The sequence below is a fragment of the Sorangium sp. So ce145 genome (genome assembly GCF_051525985.1).
GTDB lineage: Bacteria > Myxococcota_A > Polyangia > Polyangiales > Polyangiaceae > Sorangium > Sorangium cellulosum_B.
Genome location: NZ_CP150315.1, coordinates 7,108,668 through 7,134,467, shown reverse-complemented (window position 1 = coordinate 7,134,467; position 25,800 = coordinate 7,108,668). Strand labels below are relative to the sequence as shown.

The 25,800-nt window shown below is 74.7% G+C and carries 18 protein-coding genes; 13 read left to right on the top strand and 5 right to left on the bottom strand.

From position 1 onward, the window contains the following. The first annotated feature begins 44 nt into the window (after positions 1–44). Positions 45–3,236 (top strand): hypothetical protein, encoded by a 3,192-nt coding sequence (locus WMF34_RS26260; protein WP_437989480.1) that lies wholly within the window; start codon positions 45–47, stop codon positions 3,234–3,236. Between the two features lie 526 nt (positions 3,237–3,762). Here the strand turns inward: WMF34_RS26260 and WMF34_RS26255 are convergent. Beyond that, positions 3,763–4,545, bottom strand: coding sequence for a PAN domain-containing protein (locus tag WMF34_RS26255; protein WP_437989479.1), 783 nt, complete (start codon positions 4,543–4,545; stop codon positions 3,763–3,765). Between the two features lie 328 nt (positions 4,546–4,873). On the opposite strand from WMF34_RS26255, the gene WMF34_RS26250 reads away from it, so the two are divergent. From WMF34_RS26250 to WMF34_RS26220, 7 genes are all read left to right on the top strand, one after another. Further along, positions 4,874–5,065 carry a hypothetical protein gene (locus WMF34_RS26250; protein ID WP_437989478.1) on the top strand — a complete coding sequence of 64 codons (192 nt, stop codon included), beginning with the start codon at positions 4,874–4,876 and terminating at the stop codon, positions 5,063–5,065. 650 nt (positions 5,066–5,715) lie between these two features. After that, complete coding sequence (locus WMF34_RS26245) at positions 5,716–6,594, top strand: hypothetical protein (protein ID WP_437989477.1); 879 nt, start codon at positions 5,716–5,718, stop codon at positions 6,592–6,594. Between the two features lie 19 nt (positions 6,595–6,613). After that, positions 6,614–9,958, top strand: a complete 3,345-nt coding sequence (locus WMF34_RS26240; RefSeq protein WP_437989476.1) for a hypothetical protein — start codon at positions 6,614–6,616, stop codon at positions 9,956–9,958. Between the two features lie 70 nt (positions 9,959–10,028). After that, positions 10,029–10,631 carry a hypothetical protein gene (locus WMF34_RS26235; RefSeq protein WP_012237724.1) on the top strand — a complete coding sequence of 201 codons (603 nt, stop codon included), beginning with the start codon at positions 10,029–10,031 and terminating at the stop codon, positions 10,629–10,631. Positions 10,632–10,769: 138 nt separating this feature from the next. Beyond that, positions 10,770–11,693, top strand: coding sequence for an MYXO-CTERM sorting domain-containing protein (locus WMF34_RS26230; protein WP_012237723.1), 924 nt, complete (start codon positions 10,770–10,772; stop codon positions 11,691–11,693). 195 nt (positions 11,694–11,888) lie between these two features. Further along, positions 11,889–13,358 carry an alpha-amylase family glycosyl hydrolase gene (locus WMF34_RS26225; RefSeq protein ID WP_437989475.1) on the top strand — a complete coding sequence of 490 codons (1,470 nt, stop codon included), beginning with the start codon at positions 11,889–11,891 and terminating at the stop codon, positions 13,356–13,358. 45 nt (positions 13,359–13,403) lie between these two features. Then, entirely contained in the window at positions 13,404–14,246 is an 843-nt protein-coding gene (locus WMF34_RS26220) for a glutathione S-transferase family protein (RefSeq protein ID WP_437989474.1), read from the top strand. A gap of 54 nt (positions 14,247–14,300) precedes the next feature. Here the strand turns inward: WMF34_RS26220 and WMF34_RS26215 are convergent, their stop codons facing one another. Continuing rightward, positions 14,301–15,341, bottom strand: coding sequence for a phosphatase domain-containing protein (locus WMF34_RS26215; RefSeq protein WP_437989473.1), 1,041 nt, complete (start codon positions 15,339–15,341; stop codon positions 14,301–14,303). A 531-nt stretch (positions 15,342–15,872) separates the two neighbouring features. On the opposite strand from WMF34_RS26215, the gene WMF34_RS26210 reads away from it, so the two are divergent. Both WMF34_RS26210 and thpR read left to right on the top strand, forming a co-directional pair. After that, positions 15,873–17,819 (top strand): M2 family metallopeptidase, encoded by a 1,947-nt coding sequence (locus WMF34_RS26210; RefSeq protein ID WP_437994667.1) that lies wholly within the window; start codon positions 15,873–15,875, stop codon positions 17,817–17,819. Between the two features lie 27 nt (positions 17,820–17,846). Continuing rightward, on the top strand, positions 17,847–18,434 hold the full coding sequence (gene thpR, locus WMF34_RS26205) for an RNA 2',3'-cyclic phosphodiesterase (protein WP_012237718.1): 588 nt from the start codon (positions 17,847–17,849) through the stop codon (positions 18,432–18,434). A 67-nt stretch (positions 18,435–18,501) separates the two neighbouring features. On the opposite strand, the gene WMF34_RS26200 is transcribed toward thpR, so the two are convergent. Then, complete coding sequence (locus tag WMF34_RS26200) at positions 18,502–20,058, bottom strand: sigma 54-interacting transcriptional regulator (RefSeq protein ID WP_437989472.1); 1,557 nt, start codon at positions 20,056–20,058, stop codon at positions 18,502–18,504. A gap of 321 nt (positions 20,059–20,379) precedes the next feature. Between WMF34_RS26200 and WMF34_RS26195 the strand changes: the two genes are divergently transcribed. Further along, positions 20,380–20,838: a globin domain-containing protein gene (locus WMF34_RS26195; RefSeq protein WP_012237716.1), complete on the top strand. Its 459-nt coding sequence runs from the start codon at positions 20,380–20,382 to the stop codon at positions 20,836–20,838. A 47-nt stretch (positions 20,839–20,885) separates the two neighbouring features. Here WMF34_RS26195 and WMF34_RS26190 read toward each other — a convergent pair whose 3' ends face one another. Both WMF34_RS26190 and pdxH read right to left on the bottom strand, forming a co-directional pair. Continuing rightward, on the bottom strand, positions 20,886–21,299 hold the full coding sequence (locus WMF34_RS26190) for a secondary thiamine-phosphate synthase enzyme YjbQ (protein WP_012237715.1): 414 nt from the start codon (positions 21,297–21,299) through the stop codon (positions 20,886–20,888). A gap of 64 nt (positions 21,300–21,363) precedes the next feature. Beyond that, positions 21,364–21,951, bottom strand: coding sequence for a pyridoxamine 5'-phosphate oxidase (pdxH, locus tag WMF34_RS26185; RefSeq protein WP_044965793.1), 588 nt, complete (start codon positions 21,949–21,951; stop codon positions 21,364–21,366). A 226-nt stretch (positions 21,952–22,177) separates the two neighbouring features. On the opposite strand from pdxH, the gene WMF34_RS26180 reads away from it, so the two are divergent. Together WMF34_RS26180 and WMF34_RS26175 are read left to right on the top strand one after the other, a co-directional pair. Continuing rightward, a complete protein-coding gene (locus WMF34_RS26180) occupies positions 22,178–23,722 on the top strand; it encodes a serine/threonine-protein kinase (RefSeq protein WP_012237713.1) in 1,545 nt (514 codons plus the stop codon). Between the two features lie 29 nt (positions 23,723–23,751). Continuing rightward, positions 23,752–24,912, top strand: coding sequence for a hypothetical protein (locus WMF34_RS26175; RefSeq protein ID WP_012237712.1), 1,161 nt, complete (start codon positions 23,752–23,754; stop codon positions 24,910–24,912). Positions 24,913–25,800: the final 888 nt, after the last annotated feature.

The window sequence follows — 25,800 nt, the reverse complement described above, 5'->3', positions numbered from 1 at the left end:
CCGCGCAGAGCGGCACCACTCGCGCCCGCCGAGGCAGCACCCGCATGACCGCCGAAGATGTCGTGGCTCCTCTTCTCGCCGCGCTCGCGCTCGCGCTCGCGGCGTGCGGCGCGGCCGAGCCGGCGGCCGCGCCGCCCGGCGCGCTCGAACCGCCTCCCCGCGCCTCCTCGACCGTCGCGCTCGGCCCGGCGCGGTACGTCGCGCAGCCCTACCTCGTCGGCCTGGTCGAACGCGTGGTCATCGACGGCCGGGAGGTCGACAGGGCGATCGTCAACGGCCAGCGCGCCGAGCTGCACGGCGTCGATCGGCTCGAGCCGCTGGGCGCGGACCGCGTGGTGCTCGCCGGCGGCGCGGCGTTCCCCGCGTGGGCCCGGCCCGGCGGGCGCGCAGTCGGCGTCGCGCGCGCCGCGCGCTACCTGTTCTGGAGCGGCGGCGACCTCTACGCCGCCGAGAGCTTCGGCGGGGAGCTCCGCAAGCTCGCGACCCTGCCGGGCGACGTCGCCGGCGCGTTCCCATGGCTCGACGGCATCGGGCTGCTCACCGCGGCCGGGAGCTTCGTCGTCCAGGGCGCGAGCGGCGCGCTGCGGCCGCTCGGCTCGCCGTCCCTCGTCGCGGCCGCGGCGGCCAGCGAGCGCCGCGCGCTCGTCCTGACCGTCTTCGGGCGCGCGCTTCTCACGCTGGACGCGGGCGCTTCGTACCGCGACGTGACGGCGGAGCTCGGCGATGCGATCGCGCTCGACGTCCGCGGCGAGGAGATCGTCGCCTCGCTGCCCTTCGGCCTCGAGCGCGCCGTCGAGCCGAGCGGTCGCCTCGGCGAGCCCCGCGCGCGGCGCGCAGCGCCGGCGGCCGGCGTCGATCCCGTGTGGCTCGGCCGCGCGCCCTTCGAGCAGCTCGCGGACGCGGTCGCCTCGGGCCTGCCGCTCGCCGACGGCGGGGCCGCGCTCGCCGTGGACGGCCTCGTCGGCCGCGTCGACCTCGCCACCGGCCGCGCCTCGTCCGTCGCGCCGCTCCCGCCGGGCAGCGGCGCGTGCGCGCCGTTCCGCGCGGGCGACGCGCTGCTCGCGGTCTGCGCCGGCCCGGAGCGCGCGAGCGTCGTCGACCTCTCCAGCGACGCGCGCGCGCTCCGCGTCGAGCGCTCGTTCGAGCTCCTGCCCGAGCCGGTGCGGGAGACCGATCGCTTCGTCGGCGTCGACGGCGAGGCGCTCGGTTACGTGGGGCCATGCGAGGGGCGGCCGAGGCCGCGGATCGATCTCCGCGCGCTCTCTCAGGGGGCGCTCGGCGGCGACGCGACGCAACAGAGCGCGGTGTTCTGTGTGCGGCGCGGGCCGGGGGACTGGGTCGAGCACCGCCTCGACGCGGCGGACGCGAGCGACGTCCTCGCCTGGATCCCGCGCCGCGGCGGGGGCGCGGTCGCGCTCATCGCGCGCCCCGGCACGTTCCTGCCGGACGGCGAGCGCGTCGAGGTGCGCGGCGCGCTGCGCGTCGTGCGGCTCGCGCGGGGCGAGCCGCCGCTCCTCTGGCCTCCGTACGGCGAGGAGCAGGCGGAGCTGCTCTCGCGCGCGCTCGTCGCGCGCGCGGACGGCGCCATCGAGGGCTGGCTCCCGGTGCACGGCTACGCGGCCGATCCCGCGCCGATCACGATCGACCCCGCCGGCCGGCTGCGCCGCCACGCCGTGCCGGCGCGCGCGCGCTCGATCGCGGCGTCGGGCCCCTTCGCGCTTGCCGAGACCGAGGACGGCGAGCTCTTCGAGACGATCGATCGAGGGCAGCGGTGGGCGCGCGTCGCGCCGCCGCCGGGCGGAGGGGCCGCGCGCCTCAACGCCTGCTCGGCGGTGGGCTGCAGCCTCGGCACCTTCCTCCGGCTCGGGTGGGCGTCGGCCCCGCGCTCCGGCGGCGGCGTCGGAGGCCGCGCCGCGTCGCCGCCCGGCGCGGCCATGGCGGAGCCGCCCCTCGCGCGGCCCGCGCCGGATCGCGACAGGGCGGCGCGACCTCCGGCGCCGCCCCTCGCGCGGCTCGCCTGCAGCTTCGCGGGGCCGCTCGACGCCGCGCGCGTGCCGGAGTCGTCCGGGTTTGGCGCCGTCGCCGCGCCGCCCTCGCGCATGGCGGGCACGCTGCGGCTCGGCACCCTCGGGATGCTGGCGCTGCCGTCGTTCAACGTCGGCCAGTCGGGCAGCGTTGGCCAGGCGGGCAGCGGCAGCCTGCCGAGCCCCTCCTTTGCCGACGCCGAGCTCGCGTGGATCGCGCCGCTCGACCTGCGCGCCGAGATCCACCGCGCCACCGTTCCGCTCGCGAGCGCCGGGCTGCTCCAGCTCGCGTACCGGCCGTACGAGGCGCCGATCGGGCTCGTCATCGATCGCGACGGTCGTGTGGCCCCGGTCGCGGCCGGCCCCGCGGAGGCGTGCCTCGCCGGCCTGCTGGAGGCCGCGCGCGTCACGCGGCCGGTCGGCGGCTGCGCCCCCCAGCCCGCGATCGGCGTCGATCTCGGCGATCGCGCGGTGTTCCTGAGCCCGCGGCACGACGGCCTCGCGGTGAGCTCGGTCGACCTCCGCGGCGCGCGCGGCGAGGCCCCTCTCGCGCGGCCAGGGGGCGGCGCGCCGCCTCCGGCGATCCGGGAGCTCCACGTGCAGCGCACCGCGCGCGCGACGGCGGCGCAGCGAGCACGCTTCGCCTTCGGCGCGGGCGCTCGCGCGGGCGCGCCCGTCTTCGTGGCGGTCGCCGGAGACGGCGGCGCGGTGCTCTCGCCGGTCGACCCCGTGCTCGGCACCCTGGGGCCCGAGGAAGCCCTCGCCCCGCTCGGCGCGCTCGGCGCGGGCGGTGACCCCGCCTGCGCGCCGCGCGCCGGAGAGGCGCGCGTGGTCCTGTCGTTCGACACGGAGATCGGCCTGGTGCCCGGCGCGCTGCCGGGGATCACCGCGGCCGGGACGGCCGGCGTCGCGGTGATCCGGTGGTCGCGCGAGCGCGCGTGCCTCGACGCCGTGGAGCTCGTCGTGCGCGACGAGCGCTACGAGGGCGGCCTCGGCTTCTTCGAGCCGCCCGGCGTCGTGAAGAAGCTCATCGCGCGCTTCGCGGGGCCGACGCCCGCGGCGCCGCTCGGCGCGCGCGGCGGGCTTGGCCCCGCGGCGGCGCGGCGGAGCGAGGCAGCGCAGGGCGCCGGCGGCGGCACGCTCGCGCTCGTCCTGTACGGCCAGGAGAGCCGGCAGCCGGTGCAGTGCAAGGCGGTCGTGAGGGGGCGCTGAGGCGCGTGTGCCAGCGGCGAGCGCGACGAGGTCATCGCCGAAACCTCCGAAGAGCAAGCCGCCGAAGCCGGGGTCCGGCGCTGCGGTACCCGTGAGCGTGGAGCGCGACGGCGCGCCGCTCGCGCCCCCCTCGGAGGCGAGCGCCCCGGCCGCGCAGAGCGGTCCGCGCACCAGCCTCGGCACCGGCGTCACGAAGCCAGTCGGTGCGCGCATCGACTGGGCGAGCCTGCTCCGTGGGGGGCAAACGCGCTCGGTCGCGCAGCGCCGACCGACCCGAGGCGCCCCGACGACCGCCGACTGGGCGGTAGAACGGGCATGCGACGTCCTAGCCTCCTAGATCCGCGTTGACGGAGGCGTTTCTGGTCGCGCGGGAGGTCTTGCCGAGCCGCCGGGAGCCTGCGGTGGACGTTGCGTCAGGGACGTCGGCGGACCAGCACAGGAGCGGCGCCGGGACGCGGAGCGCCGTGGTCACAGCGCGCCTCCTGCGCTCGCCATGGGAGGCGAGCGCAGGATGATCCGCGCGTGTTCACCAATCGTTCGCAGGATCATGCCGGAAGATGCGGCCGGACACCATCCCCGTAGAGGCCGTGGGGGAAGAAACGCTGGACTTCAGCCAGCAGCGGGCCTGCGCTCCTTGCACGCCCGGAGGAACATAGGTGAACGCCTCGCATTGCGGGTCGGCCGCGCATCGGTCGCCGCAGGAAGACATGTGCGCGTAGGACAGCCAGTGCGCCGCATAATCTCCACCCGGGATATCGGCGTTCCAGTGGACCTCCGTCTTCTCGGATCTCGGGCAGACAGTCGATCCGATCGGATCCTCGTCGGGAGGGTTGGTGCTGTAGAAGATGAGCTCTTCCCCGAAGAGTTCATGGTCTGGGGGAAAGTTGAGAACGCCCACCACAGCAGCACGGCCGTCCTCCAGGATCCTCGTGTGCGCCCCCGGCCACTCGGTGGTGCCTGACCGCCAGAGGGCATCGCCGGTCCAGTCACGGACGACCAGCTCGCCGGTGTGGTGCATCACGGCGAACGCGCCGGCGCCGCCCGTATGGGTGGACCATACGACAGAGCCGCTGGCACCGGCCCAGATCTTCATCTCGCCATCGTGGTCCATGCCGAGCTGATAGTAGCAGCCCGAGGCGGTGATGCGCTGCCCCTGGAACAGGCGCTCTGTTATGGAGCCGTTCGTGCTGAGGTTGGCGAGGTAATCGAAGGGGCTGCGGGGCTCATCCCAGGCCGCCGTCGCCTCGCCGGCGAGCGCGGCCAGACCGAAGACAGTCAAGCACAGGGTGGTCAGGACTCTTGCTTTCATGGCGCTTCCTTGTGTTGATGTGGTCGCCGGCGTGAACGAGCGCCGGCTCGCGCCCGCCAGCGACGGCGATCAAGGCAAATGGTTCGGGGAGAAGGAGCTCCAAACGCTTCGGAGACGGTCAAGCCCCAACTGCGGCATGCTCACCGTTTTTTGTCGTGTGTACGACGCCTGTGATTCTTGACTCGGACACCATTCAAGCGGCGTGCCGGGGCATCCTCGCGTCCGCGAAGCGAGCGCCACGATCGCAGCGCATCCAGCGCCCTGACTCGGGCCGCGCTGGCCTCAGGCGCAGCATTCCGGAGCCAGCGGCGGCACGTCGCGCGACGGCATGCTGGCACAGGCCGGCACAGGCGGTGCGCGCCGCGACGAGCGCGCCGCAGCACGAGGCTGGCAGCCCGCCGCCGGCGATCCGATCGACGTCATCGCCGCCGCCCTGAAGCGACCCGAGCCGTATCCTGTGCTCCTCCCCGGCTCGCTGGATCCAGGCCAAGGAGAGCGCGTCGTCGCCCCGCGAGCGTGAGGCGCGAGCACCTCGAGACCTTCCTTGCGACGGTGCGCGAGGAGCGCGGCAGATCCCTGCCTCGCCACCCTCCTGCTCACCGGAACGCCGCTCGGTGAGTTCGAGCGCAGGCTCGCCGGCGAGGCGCTCCAGTACGTCCACCGCGCCGGCGCAGCGCGGGGCCGCGCGTCAGCGCCAAGATCTACTTGTCACTTGGCAAGAATGCCCCCCTGTGATCCCGCGGATGGCGGCAACTCCCTGGGCTGGCAGGACACAGTCGTGGGGTGGTCGCGGCAAAGTCGTGAGCCCCTCGTGAGACCGCGATGCGCCGGTCGCGGCGAGGTGGCGAGCCTCCGCGAGACCGCCGTGCAGTGGTCCCGGCAAGGTAGTGGACCCTCGCGAGACCACCGTGCAGTGGTCCCGGCAAGGTGGCGGACTCTCCACGAGGCCGCCGTGCAGTGGTCCCGGCAAGGTGGCGGACCCTCTCGAGACCGCCGTGCAGCAGTCGCCGCCGCGCCGTCCCCCATCGCTCGGCTGCGCCGGGCGATGGGGGACGGCGCGGCGTGCGCAGGCGGAAGGCGCGTCTTGGCTACTCGCACGGAACCTCTTCCCGGCCCCCTCGCCCAGCGCGTACTTTACTGTCGAGGACGCCCACCCAGCGAGGACATGCGATGCCGAGAGCACCCGCAAAGAAGAAGCCCGCCGGCAAGAACAACGACAAGAACAACCAGAAGACGCCCGCCGCGGCGCCTGACCGCGAAGGCGGCGCTCCCGCGCTCCCGGGCTCGGCCGAGGCAGCCGCCGAGTTCATGGAAGAAGCGCGACGCCTCCCCGCGCGCGAGATCCGCCCACTCCGCGCGGACGTCGCGCTCGTCCATCACAACATCCGCGCGGGGCTCGACGCGGTGGGGCCGCACGAGGCCGAGCTCCTGAAGCTGCCCGCTCCCTTCGACCTCGGCGCGATGAAGTCGCTCGGCCGGCTCTCCCTCGGCCTGGTCTACGCTGCGGCGCAGGTGGACCGCTCGTCGCCGGGCACCACGAAGAAGCTCCTCCAGCGCGCGCACGAGCTCCGCGACCTCCTGCTCAGCGCGGCGGTGGCCCTCATGAAGGCGGGCGTCCTGCCGGCCCAGCGGGTGAAGAAGATCATGGCCGGCAGCGGCGCGCGCGACATGGTGCAGGACTGCGTGGACCTCGCCCAGCTCTTCCGCGACCACGCCGCGGAGGTCAAAGGCAAGACCGCGATCACCAGGGCGCAGATCGACGAGACCGCGGCCATCGGCGATCAGCTCCTCTCGCTCCTCAAGCCCAAGGGGGCCAAGGCCAAGGCGCCGGAGCCCGTGAAGAGCGCGGTGGAGGCGCGCGATCGGCTCTGGACGCTCCTCGGCCGGCGTCACGAAGAGCAGCTCCGCCGCGCCGGCATGTGGCTGTGGATCGGCGAGGTCGACGCGCACGTGCCGCCGCTGCTCGCGCGCACCGCGCGCAAGGCGAAGAAGCCGAACGGCAGCGGCGCGTCCGGCAGCGACCGAGGCGGCGCGCCGGACGAGGGCTGATCCCGGTGCGGGCCAGGAAGTGACGCCCCGCGCGCTCCTCGCTGTCCTCGCCGCCGTCCTCGCCGCGTGCAGCGCCGCCCCGGAGCGCTCCCCGCGACCCGCGCAGCCTCGGGCCGCGGCGCTCGCCGACCCGCTCCCGCTCTCTCCCGCGCGCTACGTCCTCACCGAGGACCTCGGCGTCCTCCTCGACGCCGCCACCGGGGCCGACGAACGCGCGCCCGCGCCCCGCCCGGAGCCCGCGCTCTTCGAAGGGCGCCGCGTTCGCCTCGACGGGGGCGTCGTGCTCGCCGATGCCCCCGCGGCCGAGCTGCTACGCGGGTTCCGGTCGATCCCGGCGCGCCTCGGGGGCGGGTTCCTCCTGTGGTCCGAGGGCCGCGTCTACCGCGCCGCCGACTTCCTCGGCGAGCTCGCGCCCATCGCCGACGTCGGCGCTCCCGGCGGCGCGCGGCCGTACCTCGACGCGATCCTCCTGCGCAGCGATCGGGGGCTGCTCGAGATCGAGCCCTCCACGCTCGCCGTTCGCCGCTTCGGCGCCGCGGGCGTTGTCGACGCGGTGGCCGTCGACGCGCGCCGCGCGGCGCGCCTCGACCTGCTCGGCCGCGCCTCGGTCACCCTCGACGGGGGCGCCTCCTGGATCGACGTGCTCGAGACGCGCGGGCTCGCCACGTCGCTCCTCGAGGAGCGGGACGGCGGCAGAGCGGTCGCGCTCCTGGCTCCGCTGGGCGGCGCCGCGCTCCACGTGAGCGCCGCCGGCCTCGTCCCCGCGGCGCCCTCTCCGCCGCGGGCCGGGCCGAGCGCCTCGCTCTCTCTCCCGCCTGCGCGGGACCCCACGCTCGGCGCCTCCTCGGTCCGCGCGCTCGCTCCAGCGGGGGTCGCGCTGGCCGCGGCCACCGGCGCGCTCCTCCCTGGCGGCCGGTTGCTCGTCGCTCGCGACGGCGGCCTCGCCGTGTTCGCGGCGGCGACCGCCCAGCCCCTCGCGGAGGCGGAGATCGAGAGCCTCGATCCGAGCTATGCGCGCTGCCAGCCGTTCCGGTCGGGCGGCGACGTCTTGCTCGCGTGCGCGCACGAGGCCGCCCAGGTGCTCCGGCTCGAGACGACGCTCTCCGCGCCGCGGCTGGAGGCCACGTTCCCGCCCCGCGGCCGAGGCCTCGATCCGATCGCGAGCCCGCAGGGCGCGTTCGTCGGCGACGATCGCGGTCGCCTCGCGTTCATCGGCCGGTGCGGCAGCGTCCCCCCTGGGCTCCACGACTTTCCGGAGAGCCCGGGAGACGCCGGCCCGACGGACGACGAGGCGCCATGGCCCCCGCGCTTCGCGCGGCTTTCGCCGGACGAGCCGCGAGAGGACGCCGCGCGCCGCGAGCCCGCAGAGGAAGGCGTTGCGCGCGTGTGCGTGCGCGCCGGCGGCGGCCGCTGGGTCGAGCGCCGGATCGAGGGCGAGGACGCCGACCGCCTCTACCGCTGGATCGTCGGCGAGCGCGGGACCGTCACCGCGCTCGTGCTGGAGGCGCCGGAGGGGCCGCGCCCGCGGCCCTCCGAGGAGGACGAAGCGGAATGGCGCCGGACCTCCGAGGAGGACGAGGAGGAAGGGCGCCGGACCTCCGAGGGCGAAGAGGAGGACGGCGCGCCGCGGAGATCGCCTCCCGGCCCCCCCGCGCGCGGGCGCGAACGTCCTGCGGGCCCGCCCGAGGGTGTCCGCGTGGTCCGCGTGCGCGATCGCGACCCGGCGCTCGCGGGCGGCGCCTTCCCTGCGCTCGCGGGCGGCGTCTTCGCGGGGGGCGCCGGCGCCTCATCGCCGCCGCGCCTCATCGACACCGATTTCTGGGAGGACGACGACGGCGCCGTGCGCGGCTGGCTGCACCTGCCCGAGGAGGCCTATGGCGTCTCGCCCGCCCGCGAGGCGCTGCCGGAGGCGGGCTCTCTCGCGCGCGCCCGTCGAGCGGAGCCGCTGCTCTCGCGCCGCCGCGGCGGCCGCATCGCCGGCCTGCGCATCGACGCGCGCGGCGGCGTCACCGTCTTTCCCCTCCCGGCCGGCGTCCAGAACGTCGTCGTCGGCGGGCGGTTCGCGCTCGCCGCCACCGGCGACGACCCGCCGGCCTTCTTCGAGTCGACCGACGGCGGCCGCTCGTGGCGCCCGGCCGAGGGCCCGCCCGCCCGCCAGATCGAGCCTCCATTCGACGAGGGCGCCCCCTTCGCCTGCTCCCCGATCGGCTGCGCGATGGGTGAGCACGGCCTCGTCCGCCTCGGCTGGGGCGGCCCTCCGCCCTCGCCGCGCGGCGCGCCGCCGCCCTTCGCTCCCGCGGTGAACCCATTGCTCCGCGCCGCTCCTCCGCCGCTCGTCTCCTGCCGCCTCGACGACGACCCCTCGTCCTTCCCGCCGCCGCCGGCCGCTCCGGCTCCGCCCCCCTCGGGCCGCCGCGCTCCCCGGGGCACGCCCGCGGCAGGGGGCGTGCCCGCGCCGGCCCGCCCGGCCGGCGGCGCGCCCCCTGTCGTCTCGCTGTCGACCGCCCCGTCCTCGCCCCTGGGCGCGCTCCGCGACGGCACCTTCACCGCGAGCGTGCTCCTGCCGTTCGTGCGCGCCGGAGCGCCGCGCCGCCTGTCGCTCCGCGACGGCTCGCTCGGCGCGGCGTCCGGCGACATCGTCCCCGTGCTGCTCGCGCCAGGCGCCAGGGCGCCCGCGGATCTGCTGCTCCTGTTCGACGCGAGCGGCCCGCACGGGCGGCGCGGCCTCCGCGTGCGCGCGGGCGCCGAGCCCCCGGCGCTCCTGCCGTTCGACCACGCCGGCACGATCGCCGCCGCGGTCGAGCTGCCGGGCGGCGAGCTGCTCGCCCTCGACGCCGGGAGGCGCAGCTTCGTCGTCGCCGTGCGGCAGGGCACCTTCCCGGCCTTCGGGCTCGCGCGTGTCCCCGAGCTCGCGGGCGCCCGCCTCACCCTGGGCCGCCGGCTCGACGCCCCTGGCGTGGCCCTCATCGGCTACTCCGTCGCTTCCGGGGAAGTGGTCGCGGGGCCGATCGACGTCGCCCGTGGCCAGGTCGGTCCGCTCGAGCCGCTCGGGACCCTCGGGTCGCTCGCGGAGATGGGCGCCGGCGGCTGCGGCGGCGCGCGACCGTCGCACCGGTTCATCGCCGAGCTGCCCGCCACGCTGCGGGTGGCGTCGAGGAACGGGGCGCCGCTGTTCGAGGGGGACGCCCCCGCGTCCGCGCTGCTCTCCGGCGGCCGCGGCGCCCTGTGCGTCGAGGCGATCGAGATCCGCGCCGCCGCCCGCGGCGGGCTGGACCTCGGTGTGGTCTTCGGCCCCGACGGCGCCGCCGCGCTCCGCGACGGCGGGGGCGGCGGCGGCGTGAGACTCCGCTGCGACCTGATGTGAAACCCGCCGTGACGGGCGGCGAGCATCCGGAGATTCCGCGTCGGCGGGCCTCTCGTGCTAGGGTCCGCCAATGCCCGCCCTTCGATCCTTGGCCCTGCCGATCGCGGTGGCCGCGTCGATGCTCGCGCTGAACGCATGCTCTGAGCGGCCCACCAACTTCCCCGATCGCGACGGAGTCATCGCCGCCCAGGCCGAGTGGTGCGCCGCGCTCGCCAAGCTCCAGCGCGCCGGTGCCTCCTGGGAGCACCTCAACGCGTGCAAGGCCGCCTACCCGACCTCGTCGCCCACGTACCTCCGCGCGATGACGAGCTGCTTCTCGCGGCGCATGGAGGCCGCCGCCGAGAGCTCGCCGGACCGGAGCCAGATCATCCTGGAGTGCAACGACGAGGTGGCCGTCAAGCTCAACCCGGACGAGCCCACGGCGGCGCCGGTCATCGAGTCCCGCTGCGCGCGCATGGCCCGCTGCGAGAGGGTGCCCGTCCCCGCCTGCAAGAGCGCGTTCAGCAAGCTCGAGGCGGCCCAGCGCGCGATGTTCACCACCATCTACAACGCCGCCGGCCGCTACGAGATCATCGACTGCCTCGAGAACGCGAGCTGCACCGACAACGAGGAGGCGGGCCGCCAGGCCTGTTACAAGCCCACCTCCGACGCGCTGCTCTGGTTCCCGGACTGAGCCCCGCGCGCCGGCGGTCGTCGCCTCGTCCACGCTGGCGGTGATCTTCTCGTCCACGCCGCCAGCCCTCTTCTCGTCCGCGCGCCAGCCCTCTCGTCCGCGGCTCGTTTCCACGAAATCCCTGGTAGCGTGCCGCGTATGCGAACCGCCCGATCTCGAACCGGTCCCCTGTCTCAGCTCGGCGCGCGGCGCCCGCGCGCCGAGCGTCCTCACGCCCGCCCCGCCGCGACCCAGCCCGGCGCGGTGCGCCGCCTCTTCCTCGCCGCGCGCGTGGTCGCCGCCGCGCTCGCGCTGATCGGGGCGTGGCTGCCCGCGAGCGCCGCGCACGCGGCGGGCACCGTCACCATCGTCGACCGCTCGCCCAAGGAGGACAACGGCCGATGGAAGCTGAAGATGACGATGAACTACGGAGGGATGCCGCACCTCGGGCACATCCCGATGCTGTTCTCGTTCACGCCGACGGTGCACTACGAGCGAGCGCTCACCGACAAGTCGCCCGAGACCCCGGTCCTCGTCCGCATCCCGCTCCAGAACCAGCAGTCGATCAACGAGAGCATGGACGTCGGCTTCTCCGACAGCAGCGGCAAGGTCTTTGCGATCACCAAGTTCGACTTCGTCCTCCGGCGCGATCGGGGCTTCGAGGCCGGCGAGTACGACCTCGTGATCAAGCGCGCGAGCGACGGCGTGCAGATGGGGCAGAAGCAGAAGATCACCCTGCAGGGCGACAACCCCGTCATCGATCGCCGCGCGATCGTCTTCAGCGGCGAGAAGAAAAAGAAGGACGACAAGGCGGACAAGGCCGAGGCCGAGAAGAGCGACGAGCCCGCCAAGGAAGACGCGTCCGAGGGCGCGCCCGAGGAGGGCGCCGCCGAGGCGGAGGGGCCCGTCGACGACGCGCCGCCGGCCGAGGCGCCGCCGCCGGTGGAGCCCAAGCAGGGCGGATGCGGCTGCCGGCTCTCGCCCGACGAGGCCGCGACGCCCCTCGCCCTGCCGCTCGTGGCCCTCGGCGCGGCCGCCGCGCTCGCGCGAAGGCGCGGCGAGCGCCGCGCGCGCCGCGCCTGACAGCGCCGCGCCGCGAGCGCCCGGGATCGAGCGAGGCGGCCTCTGTGCTGGACGTTGCGCGCGCGGCCTGGGCCGGCCGCGCCTGCAGCACATCGTGATCGCGCTTGCAGGGACCACCCGAGCGCGCAGACAATCCCCGGCCGACGCCCGCTGTCCGCGACTCCCTCGCGGGCCCCGCCGTCCCCAATCCAATCGATGAGCTCCCTAGTCCCTGCCCACCAGCACCCCCTGCTGTACGCGATCTTCGTGCGTGTCTGGCTCCACGAGCTCTCGCGCGCCGCCAAGGCCAGGGTGACGCTCGCCAGCGTGCCCGACGCGGCGCTCGATCGGCTCGCCGCGCTCGGGGTCGACTACGTGCACCTGATGGGCGTCTGGACGCTCGGCGAGGAGGGCCGGCGCCGCTCGCTCACGGATCCCGATCTGCGCGCCGAGTACGACCGCGTGCTGCCGGACTGGACCGAGGCCGACGTGGCGGGCTCCCCGTTCGCGGTCGCGCGCTACGAGGTGAACCCCGCGTTCGGCGGCGACGCCGGCCTCGCGGATCTGCGCCGGCGCCTCGCGGCGCGGGGCATCGGGGTCATCCTCGACTTCGTGCCCAACCACGTCGCGCGCGATCACCACTGGGTGGCGGAGAAGCCCGAGCTCTTCATCGCCGGCGACGACGGCGCCCCGCTCAGCGGGCGCGATCCCTACATCCCGCCGTGGCCCGACACGGCCCAGCTCGACTACCGCCTCGCGGCGACGCGCGCCGCGTCCGTCGAGGCGCTCCGCGGCGTCGCGTCGCGCTGCGACGGTGTCCGCTGCGACATGGCGATGCTGGTGCTCGACGACGTCTTCCGGCGCACGTGGTCCAAGCGCCCGCCGGCGGAGCGGAAGGCCGAGGCCACCGGCGAGTTCTGGGCCGAGGCGATCGACGCCGTCCGCCGCGACCACCCGAGCTTCGTCTTCATCGCCGAGGCGTTCTGGGACCTCGAGTGGCGCCTGCAGATGCTCGGGTTCGACTACACCTTCGACAAGAGCCTTTACGATCGGCTGAGCCACGCCTCCGCGTCCTCGGTCCGCGGCCACCTCGCGGCGACGCCCGACTACCAGCGGCGGAGCGTCCGCTTCATCGAGCACCACGACGAGCCGCGCATCGCCGCCGTGCTCCCCCCGGATCGTCGTCGGGCCGCCGAGTTCATCGCGGCGACGGTGCCCGGGATGCGGTTCATCCACCACGGCCAGCTCGAGGGGCGGACGGTGCGCGCCTCGCTGCACCTCGCCCGCGCCCCCGAGGAGCCGGTCGATCAGGCCTGCCTCGCCTTCCACGAGCGGCTGCTCGCGGCCGTGCGCCGCCCCATCCTGCGCACCGGGAGCTTCGCCACGCTCACCGCGCGCGGGCCGGGCGCCGACGCGTTCGTCGCCTACCGGTGGGAGCCGCTCCCGGCCTGCGGCGCGCCCCGGAGCGCGGCGCCCCTCGTGGCCGTGATCAACTTCGCCCCGTCGCGCAGCGGGTGCCGCATCCCGCTCGACATCGCCGGCATCGCCGGCCGCAAGGTCCTGCTCGCCGACCTCATGACCGGCAACGAGCACCCGCGCGACGGTGACGAGCTCGTCGATCTGTCGCGCGGCCTCGGCGTCGAGCTCCCCGCGTACGGCATCCACCTCTTCGAGATCCGGCGCTGAGGCGCGCTCCGCGCCCGCGCCGTCCAGGGCCCTTGGACGTTCTTTATGTCTGATCCTGGCGTGGGCGCGCCCCTCCGCCTCATCACCATTCCCTGGAGCCACTTCTGCGAGAAGGCGCGGTGGGCGCTCGATCGCGCCGGCGCGCGATACCGGGAGGACGCCTACCTCCCGCTCGCCCACGCGCTCCCGTCGCTGCGGGCCGGCGGGCGCCGCTCCGTCCCGGTGCTCGTCTCGCCGGCTGGCGTGCTCGGCGACTCGACCGACATCCTGCGCTACGCCGACACGCTCGTGCCGCCGGAGCGCGCGCTCTTCTTCCAGGGTTCCCGCGAGCCCGACGCGGGCCGCGCCGAGGTCGAGGCGCTCGAGCAGCGCTTCGACGCCGACCTCGGCCCCGCGATCCGCCGCGTCGCGTACTTTCACCTCCTGCCCGACGCGGAGGGCGCGTTCGCCTTCATGGGCGGATCGTTCCGCTCGCTCGAGGGCGCTGGCGCGGCGCCGCCCTGGTGGTTCGGGCGCGGCACCTTCCGCGCTTACTACCCGGTCGCGCGGGCGGTCATGAAGCGCGTCATGCGCATCGACCCCGCCTCCGCCGAGCGCTCGCGGGGCAAGCTCCGCGCGGTCTTCGACGCGGTGAACGAACGCCTCCGCGATGGGCGCCCGTACCTCGTCGGAGACCGCTTCTCGGCCGCCGATCTCACGTTCGCCGCGCTCGCCGCGCCGCTGCTCGCGCCCGAGCACCACCCGTCGCCGCTCCCGCCGTCCTCCGAGCTGCCGCCCGAGCTCCGCGCGCTCGCCGAAGGGCTCCGCGGCGAGCCGGCCGGCGTCTTCGCCCTGCGCATGTACCGCGAGCACCGGCGCGCGAGGCCCGGGCGAAGCGCCGGCGGGTGACGCTCGACGCCGCGCGGGCCGGCGCCGGCCGGCGCGCTCACGCGAGCGGCGCGCTCACGCGAGCGCCGGCACGCCCGCGATGAGATCCCGCGCCGCGGGCCCTGCCTTCAGCGGGTCGCGGTGCGCGCCGAAGTGCCGCGCGTGATCCCGGACCGCGCCGATCGCCGCCTCGGGGGAGAGGCCGTGCCGGGCGCGCAGCCACGCTGCCAGCACGACGCCCGCGCGGCCCGCGCCGGACGCGCAGTGCACGACGGCGGGCGCGCCGCTGGACTCGGCGCGCCTGAGCGCGTCGAGCGCGCGCTCCAGCGCCTCGGGCGAGGGGAGCGCGCCCCCGTCGAGCGGCACGTGCGTCACCCGGAGGAACTCGCGCTGGTAGCGGCCGAGGAGCGGGATCCGGTGGAGCGCCAGCTCTCCCTCGTCGAGCAGGCAGAGCACCTCGCGCATCCCGTGCCGCGCCATGAAGGCGAGCCACGCCTCGACGGGCGCGTCGCTCGGATCCGGGTGCGCCGCCGAGCTCGGCGGCGCGACGACGGACGAGCGGATCCCGGAAGCCGACCAGCTCGCCATCCCGAAGCCGGGCCGCTCCGCGCCGTGGACGATCCGGTCGAGCGGCGACGCGGGCGCGAAGTTGAAGGGGGCCGGCGTCGCTTGCTCGTGCGCGCTCCGGTAGAACAGCTCGAACTCCGCGACCGACGCCTCGAGCTCGGGGTCGTCGATGGAGCCTGGCCGCACGCGCCGCACCTCGGCGATGGCCTCGGCCGCCGACCTGCCCAGCGACACGAGGCGGCACGCCAGCACGACGCCGGTCCGCCCGACGCCGCCCTCCCCGTGAACGGCGATCGGCCGCGGCGCCCGGCCGAGGAACGCCACGGCGCGGAGGAGGTCCACGCTCGGGATGCGCGTGAAGTCGGCGAGCGGGCAATGCAGGTGGATGAGCGGGCCCACCGTCGCGGGCGGCGGCGCCCGACGCGAGAGCGACACCAGGCTGCGGAAGCCGAGCTCCGCGAGCTCCTCGACCGCCTGGGGCGCGTGGGGGTAGGCCATGCCGGCGAGCTCGCCGGGGATCACGAACGAGAAATTTTCGAGCTCACTCATGGCCGTCGCTCGGTGCGCAGGAGGTCGTGGCGCGCGCCTCGGGGTGGGGCATCCGTCTGCACCTCACCTCGAGGTCGCAGCTCGTCGCAGCGCTTCGCCGCCTCGCGCTGCGAGGCGACCGGGAGCGGCTGCTCCGGGCCGTCGGGCGGCGGCCGCTCGTCCGTCCTGCGGGCGAGCGGGGCGCCGGGCGGGCGGCGGCGAGGCCGAGGACCGCCGAGAGCGTGGGCCTGGGCGCAAGGGCATTCCTCATGGTGGGGGAGCATTGTAACGGCAGTTCACCGCCGCATGGCAGCCGTCACCGCGGGGCGGTTCGTCCAGGTCGCGCCGACCCGTGCGGCACGCGGACGGTACCGGGACTCGCGGACGGTGCGGGGGACTCGCGGATGGTGCGGGTGAATCCGGAGGGGCGGCGCGGCGGGGCCGCGCCCCGACGATCGCACGTCGCTCCTGGTTCCCTCGGCACGGTCCGGCGTGTATGAAGGGCCCGTGGTCCGCTTTGCCCTCGCCCGGACGGCCATCGCGCGTCCGCTGATGCTCGTCGCGCTCGGGCTGGGCGCGGCGTGCAGCGGCGCCGCTCCGCCGACGGCGGCGACAGCGCCGCCGCGCCAGGGTGAGGGGGCGCCCGCGACCCCGGCGCCCGCGGCGGCCCGGCCGGAGGCCGCCCCCCCGCAGGCGGCGCCGCCCGGCCCGGCCGAGGCGCAGGCCTTCGTGGCCGCCGTCGACCGGGAGCTGCGCAGGCTGCGGATCCAGTCCGCGCGCGCGTCCTGGGTCAACCAGACCTACCTCACGGACGACACCGACGCGCTCGCCGCCTCCGCCGAGGAGGCGAGCATGGAGTACCTGAACCGCGCGATGAAGGCGGCGGCGCGCTTCGACGGGCTCGCGTTGCCCGCGGACGTCGCCCGCCAGCTGGCGCTCCTCAAGATCTCGACCTCCCTTCCGGCGCCGAGCGACCCGGCGGAGCGCGCCGAGCTCGCCGCGCTCTCGGTCGAGATGACGAGCCTGTACGGCAAGGGCAAGCACTGCCCGAAGGCCAGGCCAGGGCGGGCGACGACCGCGGGCTTGGGCGCGGCGCGCGCTGCGCGCGCGGGCGCCGGGGCCGAGCCGAAGTGCCTCGCGCTCGACGAGCTCTCCAGCCTCCTGAAGACAAGCCGCGACTGGGACGAGCTGCTCGATGCATGGGCGGGCTGGCACGCGATCGCCCCGCCGCTCCGGCCGAAGTTCGAGCGTTACGTCGCCCTCGGCAACAAGGGGGCGGCGGAGCTCGGCCTCCCGGACGTCGGCGCGCTCTGGCGAGCCGGATACGACATGTCCCCCGATGCGTTCGAGGCCGAGACCGAGCGGCTCTGGGGCAAAGTGAAGCCGCTCTACGACGAGCTGCACTGCTATGTGCGCGCGAGGCTGCGCGCGATCCATGGCAAGGACAGGATCGGCGAGAAGGCCCCGATCCCGGCGCACCTCCTCGGCAACATGTGGGCGCAGGAGTGGTCGAACGTCTACGGGCTCATGGAGCCGTACAAGGGCCAGCCCTCGCTCGACGTGACGCGGAAGATCAAGGCGAAGAAGCTCGACGGGAAGCAGATGGTCTCGCTCGGGGAGCGGTTCTTCACCTCGCTCGGGTTCGACCCGCTGCCGGCGACCTTCTGGGAGCGATCGCTGCTCAAGAAGCCGGCCGACCGCGAGGTCGTCTGCCACGCGAACGCCTGGGACGTGGGCGACCGGGACGATCTCCGCCTCAAGATGTGCATCGAGCCGAGCGAGGAGGATCTCATCACGATCCACCACGAGCTCGGGCACGTCTACTACTTCCACCAGTACTACAAGCTCCCGATCCTGTTCCAGTCGGGCGCCAACGAAGGCTTCCACGAGGGGATCGGGGACACGCTGGCCCTCTCCGTGACGCCGAGCTACCTGAGGTCGCTGGGGCTGCTCGACAGGGTGTCCGAGGACGAGAAGGGGGTCATCAACTTCCTCTTCAAGAAGGCGCTCGACAAGATCGCGTTCCTCCCGTTCGGCAAGCTCATCGACCAGTGGCGGTGGGATGTCTTCTCGGGCAGGACGAAGCCGGCCGACTACAACGCGGCGTGGTGGGCGCTGCGGCTGAAGTACCAGGGCGTCGCGCCGCCGGTGCAGCGCAGCGAGGCCGATTTCGACCCGGGGGCGAAGTACCACGTCGCGGCGGGCGTCCCGTACATGCGCTACTTCCTCGCGCACATCTACCAGTTCCAGTTCCACCGCGCGCTGTGCAAGGCGGCCGGGCACACGGGGCCGCTCCACGCGTGCTCGATCCACGGCAGCGCGGCCGCGGGCGAGAAGCTGCGCGCCATGCTCTCGCTCGGCGCGAGCCGCCCGTGGCAGGAGGCGATGCGGGCGGTGACGGGGGAGACCGCGGCCGATCCGGGCGCGATGCTGGAGTACTTCGAGCCGCTCCGGAGGTGGCTCAAGGAGCAGAACAAGGGTGAAGTCTGTGGGTGGTAATTGAGCGTGGGTGAGCGTAGGTGAGCTGTGCGCGTCTTCGTCGCCGTTGATCCGGGAGCCGAGCTCCTCGCCAAGGTCGGAGATCTCCTGCGGGAGATCTCGCCGCGGGCTCCGTCCGCCAAGTGGGTGGAGCCTGCTGGGCTGCATATCACGCTCGCCTTCATGGGCGAGATCGGAGAGGAGCGCCTGCCGCTCGTCATCGCTGCTGCCGGGAGCGTCGCCGCGTTCCACAGGCCGCTCACGTTGCGCATCGAGAAGGGCGGCGCGTTCGGAACGCGGCGTCGCCCGCGCGTGCTCTGGCTCGGCGTGGGCGGCGCAGTCGGCGCCCTCACCGCGATCCACCGCGACCTGGAGCAGACGCTCTCGATGTCGACGGGCTACGTGCCAGAGGACCGGCCGTTCGAGCCGCACCTCACCCTCGCCCGCTCGCGCGATCCGCGCGGCGATCCGGCGCTCGACGCCTGCGCTCAGGCGGTCGGCAGCGTCGACTTCGGCGAGACGCGGATCGAGGAGATCATCGTCTACCAGAGCGAGCTGACCCCGAAGGGGGCGCGCTACACGGCGCTCGCGCGCGTGCCGCTCGAAGGGATCGGCACCCCCGAGCCGGCGCGCTGAGCGTCGTCGTCCGCCGTGGAGGTGCTGCGCTCCGTCCTTCGAGAGGACGGCGTCTCGCTCGGGCTCCTCAGCGCTTGCGCGGCCCGGCCGGCGGGATGAGCCCGAGGCGCACCGCCTCCTTGTAGGCGAACGATCGGCTCAGCCCGAGCAGCCGTCCGGCCGTCGCCGCGTTGCCGCCTGCTGCCCGGAACGCTCGGGCGAACGCCTCGCGGCGGGCCCTCTCGAGCGCCTCTGCCAGGAGCTCCACGGGCTGCCCCAGCGCCGTGTCCGCGAGCCACGGCCGCTCCCCGGGGAGCTCGATCCGCGGGGCGAGCGAGCGCTCCGGCGCGCCGCCGTCGATCGCGTCGAGATCCTCGCGCCGCACGACGAGCGCCCTGCCGGCCGCGCGCTTGCCCTCCGCGATCGTCCGGCGAAGCACGGCGCGCTCCACGGCGTTCTTCAGCTCGCGGACGTTGCCCGGCCACGCTCCCTGCGCGAGCGCGCCCAGCGCCGGCTCGGTGAAGTCGACCCGCGCCGCGCCGAGCTCGGCCGCGATCTCTGCGGCGAAGCGCTCGCAGAGGGCGGGGATGTCCTCGCGCCGCTCGCGCAGGGGCGGCACGCAGATCGGGTAGACCCAGAGCCGGTGGAAAAGATCGGCGCGAAAGCGCCCCTCGGCGACCTCCCGCCGGAGATCGCGGTTCGTGGCCGCGACGACCCGCGCGTCGACGCGGCGCGCCCGGTCCTCGCCCACGGGCTGGATCTCCCCCTCCTGCAGGGCGCGCAGGAGCTGCGCCTGCGCCGAGAACGGGAGCTCGCCGATCTCGTCGAGGAAGATCGTCCCGCCGTGCGCCGCCTCGAACCTGCCGGCGCGCGCGGCCGTGGCGCCGGTGAACGCGCCTCTCCTGTGGCCGAAGAGCTCCGATTCGACCAGCTGCGCGGGGATCGCCGCGCAGTTGACGATCACGAGCGCCCGGCTCGCCCGGGGCGATCGCTCGTGCAGCGCGCGGGCGACGAGCTCTTTCCCCACGCCCGTCTCGCCCGTGACGAGCACCGGCACCGACAGCGGGGCGAGCACCGCGATCTCGCGCTCGATCCGCTGCATCCCGGCCGAGCGGCTCCCCGGCGCCGGGCCGATCGACGCCGGGCCGATCGCGCGGCGCGCCTCCGGGCCGGCGTCGAGCCGCAGCGCGCCGGCGCAGAGCCCCGCGAACACGCGCGCGTCCTCGTCGCGCAGGCCGCGGAGGCCGTGGGGATCGCAGGCGTCCAGCGTGAGCAGCCCGGCGAGGCGGCCCTGCACGTGCAGCGGCACGGCCATGCAGGCGTGGATCGGGTGGATCTCTCCGGGGCTGCCGAGCAGCCAGCCGCTGTAGGGGTCGGGCTCGCTCGGGTCGAGGAAGCGGATCGGCCCGGCCGCCTGTGTCGCCCTGCGGAGCCGCGGGTGCTCCGCGGGCCGGAAGCTCATCCCCAGGGCGGCCGGCGACAGCCCGATCTGCGCGGCGACGCCGACCGAGCCGTCCTCCGCCGCCGTGAGCACCGAGAGCGCGTCCGCCGCCGTCACCCGCGCGAGCGCGCGCAGGATCCGCTGCAGCGCCTCGTCGCGGGCGGGCGCTTCGGACAGGCTGAGCACGGCGTCGAGCAGGGTCACGCGGGTTCCTCGAGGAGACGGAGGCGACGGAGGTTTCCTGTCGGAGACTCCGGCAGGAAACACCCTGGGGTGCAGCGGAGCAAGGCGCGCGGCGGGGCGGCGCGCGGGTGGGCGCCCCCGGAGCGGCCGTCCTCTGCAGCCGGCCGGGTTTCCTGGGGGAAACCGCCGCCGGCTGCAGAGGTCGCGCCGATCCGGCGAGGATCGACGCGATCGGCGGAGAAACGCCTCTGGCACGGCCCGTGCGAGCTCGTGCGGGCCGACGGGCGAATCGATCGCCGACGATGGCTAGCACGGGCACCGCGCCCGGCCTGGAGGTTTGTCATGGGATTGAACGTTGGCTTGCTGCGGGAGAGCTTCGAGCTCGTGATCGAGAGGGCGCCCAACCTCACGCACCGTTTCTACGGGATCCTGTTCTCTCGGTATCCGCAGGTGAAGCCGCTCTTCGGGCGCAATAGCCAGGAGCAGCAAGAGAAGATGCTCACCGAGGCGCTCGCCGCGGTCATCGACCGGCTGGAGGACGCGTCGTGGCTCGAGGAGAAGCTCATGGCGATGGGGGCAAAGCACGTCGACTACGGCGTGACGGACGCGATGTACCCCTGGGTCGCCGACGCGCTGATCTCCGCGATGGCCGAGGTCGCGGCCGCGGAGTGGTCCCCGGCGCACCAGGAGGCCTGGACCGAAGCGCTCGGCGCGATCGCCTCGCTCATGCAGCGCGGGGCGAGGGAATACGGCGCCGCGAGGCCCCACGCGCCGCAACCCGCGGCGCCCGCGGGCGGCTAGGGAGACGAGCGCCCTCGACCCTGTCGCCCGCGCGTCGGCCGGCGGCGTCACTCCCCGATCGCCTTCACGACGACGCGCTTGCGCCGGCCGCCATCGAACTCCGCGTAGAAGATCTGCTGCCAGGGCCCGAGATCGAGCTTCCCCGCGGTGATGGGCACGATCACCTGGTGGTGCACGAGGATCGATTTGAGGTGGGCGTCGCCGTTGTCCTCGCCGGTCCTGTGGTGCTTGTAGTCGGGCCCCTCGGGGGCGAGCTGCTGGAGCCACGCCCAGATGTCCTCCCAGAGGCCCGGCTCGTGGTCGTTCACGAACACGCCGGCGGTGATGTGCATGGCGCTCACGAGGACCATGCCCTCTTGGATGCCGCTCGCGGCGACGACGGCCGCGACGCGCTCGGTGACGTTGATGAGCTCGCGCCTGGCCTTCGTCTCGAAGTAGAAATAATCGGTCTTCGATTTCATGGCTTCTCCCCGGCGCGGGTCACGGAGCGTGACGGAGCGCGCCTGATCGACGATCGCGCCGCGCTCAGGGGTAGAGCCGCTCGACGCGCCAGCCGTCGCCGTGGCGGACGTACACCACGCGGTCGTGCAGGCGGTTCTCCTGGCCGTACCAGAACTCGACGCGCTCCGGCACCACCCGGTAGCCGCCCCAGAACTCCGGCCGAGGCACCGGCCGGCCCTCGAAGCGGCGCTCGATCTCGCGCACCCGATCGAGGAGCGCCTCGCGCGAGGGCAGCGGCGCGCTCTGCCGGGACGCCCACGCGCCGATCTGGCTGCCCCGCCCGCGGGTCTCGAAGTAGGCGTCCGACTCCGCGTCGCTGACCCGCTCGATCCGCCCCTCGACGCGGATCTGCTCCGCGGCCTTCGCCCAGTGGATGCACAGTGCGGCGAACGGGTTCGCCGCGAGATCCATCGACTTGCGGCTCTCGTAGTTGGTGAAGAACACGAACCCGCGATCGTCGATGCCCTTCAGCAGCACCATCCGCGCCGAGGGGCGCCCGGACGCGTCCGCCGTGGCCAGCGTCATGGCGGTCGCGTCGGTCGGTTCGGTGGTTTGCCGCTGCTCGAGGAGCTCGCGCGCGAGGACGAACGGATCGGTCGGCTCGGTGATCATGGTGAAACGGTGCTCATGGTGAAATTGCGTCATGCATATACAAGCAGAACGCGCCGCTGGCGAACCCGCGATGCATGCGAGCGACGCGCGCGACCTCGGATGGCTGCGTGGCTGGTTATGGCGGCGCGGCGGCTTCTTCCCTCGCCCTTCGCTGATTTCCGGGAAAGCTCGCGTTGTCGTGCACGCGCCATTTTGATACTAGCGGAGGGGCGGAGCGAGGGCGTGCATGGTCGTACCGGTGAGCGTGGGGGACGTCCTCGCGGAGAAATACGAGGTCGAGCGCGTCCTCGGTGAAGGCGGGATGGGCGTGGTCGTCGCCGCCCGCCATCTCCTGCTCGGCGAGCGGGTGGCCATCAAGTTCCTGCAGCCCCAGGCCCGCGAGCGCGCGGACCTCGTCGCCCGCTTCCTGCGCGAGGGGCAGGTCGCGGCGCGCATCCGGAGCGAGCACGTGACGCGCGTGTACGACGTCGGCACGCTCGCGCGCGGCGAGCCTTACCTCGTCATGGAATACCTCGAGGGGACCGACCTGAAGGTCGTCCTGCGCGATCGCGGGCCGCTCCCGATCGCGCTCGCCTGCGACTACCTGCTCCAGGCGTGCGACGCGCTCGCGGAGGCGCACGCGCTCGGCATCATCCATCGGGACCTGAAGCCGGCCAACCTGTTCCTGACCCAGCGGGCCGACGGCAGCCCGCTCATCAAGGTCATCGACTTCGGCATCTCCAAGATGGCCCTCGCGGCGGAGGCGGCCGGGCCCAAGGCGCACGACATGACCGAGAGCTCGACGATGCTGGGCTCGCCGTTTTACATGGCGCCCGAGCAGATGGTCTCCTCGAAGAGCGTCGACGCGCGGGCCGACGTCTGGTCGATGGGCGCCATGCTCTATCAGCTGCTCACGGGCGCCGTCCCCTTCCGGGGCGACTCCGCGATGGCCATCTACGACCGCATCCTGGAGGGGCCGCCGCGCCTCGACGCGCAGCGGTCCGACGTGCCCGAGCGCCTCGGCTGGGTGGTCCAGCGCTGCCTCCAGAAGAGCCCTGCAGATCGCTTCGGCAACATCGCCGAGCTCGCCGCCGAGCTCGCTCGGTTCGCGCCGCCGCACGCGCAGCACCTGGCCGATCGCGCCGCGCGCGTGCTGCAGATCCGCCTCGACGCGAGCGCCGAGGCGGGCCGCGCGCCCGGGCCGCCCCGGCGCTCGAGCTCCACGTCGCCCGGACCCGCGGCGCCGTCGTCCAGCGACCCCGATGGGAAGGGCGTGGCGGCCGGCTCCGCGTGGGATGGCGCGCCCACGGCGCTCCTCTCGGACGGCGCGGCGACGGATCGCTCCTGGGGCGGCACGCGCGCCTCGTCGGGCCAGGGTGGCGGGGCGCGCACCCTGGGGATCGCGGCGGCCCTCGCGGCCGCGCTCGTGGGCGCCGCGGGGCTCGGGTGGCTCGTGTGGTTCGCGCTCCGCGTCCCCGCGTCGGGCGTGGCGCCGCTCGCCGCGTCGGCGCCCTCGGAGGCGCCGCTTTCGCCGGAGGCACCCTCGCGCGACGCGGCGGTGCCCGCGGCCGATCTGGCTGCGGGCAAGGCGGCCGAGCTCCTCGACGGCGGCCCTGCGCCGCCGCCTGAAGCGCCCGTGTCCGAGGTCGCGACCGCGCGGCCGACCGCGAGCGGGCCCGCGGCGCCGCGGCCGCCGGCGTCGTCGAAGGGCGCGCGGCCGTCGGGGCGGACCCCGCCGCCGGCCCGCCCCGCATCGACCGCGCCGCAAGACCTCTTTTCCGATCCGCGATGACATCCCGTGAGCCCAGGAGAGGTGCCGTCTTGCTTTGCCATCGTCGTCTCTCGAGCCCCTGTCCGGCGTCCGGCTGCGCTGCTGCGGTCTCCCGGGCCCCGCTGGCGGGGGCCGGTCGCCGTCGAGCGGTAGCGCTCCTGTCGGCGCTCGCTGCGCTCGCCTCGCTCGCGCCGGCCGCGGGCGCCGCCGAGCCGACCCGGGAGGAGCGCGCCGCTGCTGTCGCGCTGTTCGACGAGGGCCGCGCGCTGATGGCCGCGGGGAAGCACGCCGAGGCCTGTCCGAAGTTCGCCGAGAGCCATGCGATCGACCCCGGCATCGGCACCCTCTTCAACCTCTCCGACTGCTACGAGCGCACCGGCAAGATCGCGACGGCGTGGATCGGCTTCCGCGACGTCGCGGCCGCCTCGCTCTCTGCCGGGCAGATGGAGCGCGAGCGGGTGGCGCGCGCCCGGGCCGCCGCGCTCGAGCCGCGGCTCTCCCGCCTGCAGATCGTGGTCCCGCCGGCGGCGTCTATCGCGGGGCTGGGCCTCACGCGGGACGGGGTCGCCGTGGGCAGGGCGCTCTGGGGGACGGCGGTGCCGCTCGACCCGGGTGAGCATCGGATCGCCGCCACCGCGCCTGGGTACGAGCCCTGGGAGGTGAAGGTCGCGATCGACAAGCCGGGCGTGGTGAGCGTCACGGTGCCGGCGCTCGAGCGCGCCACGGAGCCGGCCTCCGCCTCGGGATCGAGCGGCGCGTCGACGCCGGCGGTCGCGCCGCCGCCTCCTGTCCGTCCGCCGGCGAGCGACCCGCCCTCGGCGCAGGGCGGGAGCATCCGCAAGCCGCTCGGCATCGTCGGGGTCGGGCTCGGCGTGGTCGGGCTCGGCGTCGGCACGGCGCTCGGCTTCATGGCGAAATCGACGTTCGACAAGGCCACCGAGGGCGGCCATTGCGACGAGGCGGGCCGCTGCGTCGATCAGACGGGCCTCGATCTGCGCGACGACGCGGTGGCGAAGGGCAACATCGGGACGGCGGTGTTCATCGCGGGCGCGGCCTTCGCCGTGGGCGGGGCGATCCTCTGGATCACCGCGCCGTCTGCGCCTGACGCCGCCGCGGCGTCCGCGCGCGGCCGCGGGCCGACGGCCGGCGCCCCCTGGAGCGCGCGCGTCGGCCTGGGCCCCGGGAGCGTGTGGATCGCGGGCACTCTCTGAGCGGAGCGCCACAGGAGCAGGAGGGGGCGTCGTCGCAGCGGGGGGAGCTCGCGGGGCGCCCCACGGCGTCCGGCGTCGAGCCGGGTGAGCCGACTGGCACCGAGGACAGGGGAGAGCGGGCGTGAGTGAGGGCGCCCGGAGATACCGGCGTTCCGCGTGGCGCCTCGATTGACACGGATCACCTCTCCGACGTGGCGCCGTGCGGCGAGCTGATGGATGATGCCGAGTCGGCCGGCATCGATTGCGGTGCCCGGGTGGAACACAGCACGTCTCTCCGCCGGGGCTCGTCCGGCGCGGTGAGCCAGGCGCGGTCGCGCCATGGCGCGTCGCGGCTGGCTTGCCGGTGACGCTGCGCGCCGGCCAGCGAGCGCCGGCGGCGAGGGCGCGGCGAGCGATGATCCGTCGCAGGCGATGATCAGAAGGGTCCTGGACGGGAATATAGCCCCGGCCCCGAGCGGACCTCGGGGACTCGCACGTACCGCTCTGCTTCAAATATCCATCTCGGCGAGTGATCAGCGCACCAAAGGCCCACGTCGGCGTGCGCCAGGCGCATTTCATCTGAACGGCTGATCAAATCATGAGCAATGCCGCTCGACACCGGTCGAGGGGCGCCGTTCTCCCATGGCTCGATTGCGGCGGCGACCGGGCGAGCGAGCCTGTCGAAGGCCTTTGAGCCCACATGCGATGGGAGAGGAGCACCGCCGGCCTCTCCGTGCTCGCGTCGAGCAAATGTACGCCGTCGGCCGGCCAGGCGAGCGCGTGTTGGCGTTCTGCAGGCATGATCCGTCACATGTTCACCCCGGGCTCCGATGTCCTGTTCTTTCCCCCGGCAGTAGTTCATGAGTGCGCCACGGCGCTTGTCATGTATAGAATGCGTCCCATGACGAA